Raw genomic sequence first — 2,089 nt, forward strand, 5'->3', positions numbered from 1 at the left:
ACTTCAAGCCTCGTAAGCTTGGTTTAGCAATAACCACTTTCGCTGCCCTAGGATTTTCCATGTCTGTGCCTGCTGCTGCAGGAGAATTTCGTACCATTAACGGATTTGGTAACAACCTAAATGATCCGACATTGGGTCAAGCGGAAACACAACTGCTTCGGCTGCTAACTCCTGCTTATGAGGATGGCTTCAACGCACCAAGAATAACCGGTTCGACCGGCAATGTTCTGCCTAACCCCCGTGACATTAGCAATACGATTGTGCGCCAGACTGAATCCGTGCCTAATTTCCTCAACGCCAGCGACTGGATCTGGCAGTGGGGGCAGTTCATAGATCACGACTTGGATCTGAATGAGGGAGGGTCACATAGCCCACCAGAGGATTTCACCCCCATCCCAGTTAACCCTATTGACATTGCCACTGGTCAGCCAGATCCACTTGCGCCATTTCTACCCTTTGTTAGGGTTCGTGCAGCTGAAGGCACTGGCACTGGGATTGGCAATCCGCGCCAGCAGATCAACCAGCTAACTTCTTTTATTGATGGTTCACAGGTTTACGGATCTGATCAAGTGCGGGCGGAATTTTTGCGTACTAATGATGGTACTGGAAAGCTCAAGAGCCAAAGTATCAATGGCCAAGAGCTACTGCCGTTCAATACTGCCGGATTACCTAATGGCAACAGTAACCGGTCTGGAGCATTAGCACCAGAAGAGTTGTTCATCGCTGGGGATATTCGTGCCAACGAACAAATTGGTTTAATTGCAGCTCACACTTTGTTCGTGCGAGAGCACAATCGTCTGGCTGAAGAACTTGATGAAAAAATTAAGGCTGGCGACCCGGTCATTTTGGAAAAGTTAGATCAGTCAGGACTTAATAAGGGTGACTTTATCTACGAATCAGCTCGTAAGGTGGTCGGCGCTCAGATTCAGGTAATCACATACAATGAATTTCTACCGCTGTTAATTGGCGATAGCCTTTTGGATGATTACTCTGGCTACGATCCCACATTTAACCCAAGTGTCAGTCAGGAATTTGCCAATGCTAACTTCCGCGTTGGTCACACTCTTCTCTCCGAAGAGCTTCAACGCATTGACAATAACGGCACTTCTGTCGGAAGTATCTCCCTTCGCGATGCCTTCTTCAATCTCCAAGAAGTGATTGATAACGGAGTCGATTCACTGTTTTTGGGTTTAGCGTCCCAGGAGGCTGAAGAGGTTGACAATCGGTTAGTGGACGGGGTGCGGAACTTCGTTGCCCCGAATGGCAACGGTGGCTTTGACCTCGCTTCACTCAATATTCAGCGGGGAAGAGAAGTTGGGCTTCCCGGCTACAATGATGCTCGTGTGGAACTCGGTCTGGATCCGGTCACTGCCTTCTTGAGCACCGACAGCGAACTTGGCATTACTTCTGACCCAGAAATAGCAGCTCTATTTGAACAAATCTACAAGTCTGTAGAGGATGTGGATTTCTGGATTGGAGGAATATCTGAGGACTCCTTCAACGGCGGCTTGGTTGGTGAACTATTCAATACAGTGATCTCAGACCAGTTCATTGCCGCACGGGATGGTGACCGCTTCTTTTTCCTCAACGATCTCGAGCATCTGTTGGCTTTAGATCCAGATATAGAAAGCACTCGCCTCTCCGACATTATTCGCCGGAACTCAACGATTAGCAACATCCAGGATAATGCTTTTGTTGTCCCAGAAGATGTGCCGGAACCTAGCAGCATTTTTGGTTTAGTTACACTCCTAGGTTTAGCAGCTATAGCGCAGCGCTATAACTTTCCACCAAAGCCATAACCCTGTACAATAATCCCATCGGTTCTATCGGTTTATATAAGTAATCATCCACTACCTCCATCATCTCTTGTTGCTCTACCTTTGGCACAGTCGGAATTGTTAAAGCCAGAATTTTTACCCCACCGGTTGTGGAGGATTGACGCAGCCATTGAGTCATTTCGTAACCCTCCCTGGTCGGTAACTGCCAATCAATAATGATCGTCTGGGGCTTAAGCAATGCAATTTGTTTGATGGCAGTGGAAGCATCAATCAACCAAATTACTTTATAGCCTGCTGCGGTCAAAATTTCA

2 protein-coding genes are annotated in these 2,089 nt (G+C 47.5%); one reads left to right on the forward strand and one right to left on the reverse strand.

Annotation, left to right across the window (positions count from 1 at the left end; all coding sequences use genetic code 11):
* A partial coding sequence (locus tag F6K49_RS43490; RefSeq protein ID WP_293107926.1) for a peroxidase family protein occupies positions 1-1,799 on the forward strand: 1,799 nt, incomplete at its 5' end.
* Here the strand turns inward: F6K49_RS43490 and F6K49_RS43495 are convergent.
* Positions 1,762-2,089: response regulator (locus F6K49_RS43495; RefSeq protein ID WP_293107929.1), on the reverse strand; the 328-nt coding region annotated here is incomplete at its 5' end. The two genes, F6K49_RS43490 and F6K49_RS43495, sit on opposite strands and share 38 nt — an antisense overlap.

The sequence above is a fragment of the Moorena sp. SIO3I6 genome (genome assembly GCF_010672095.1).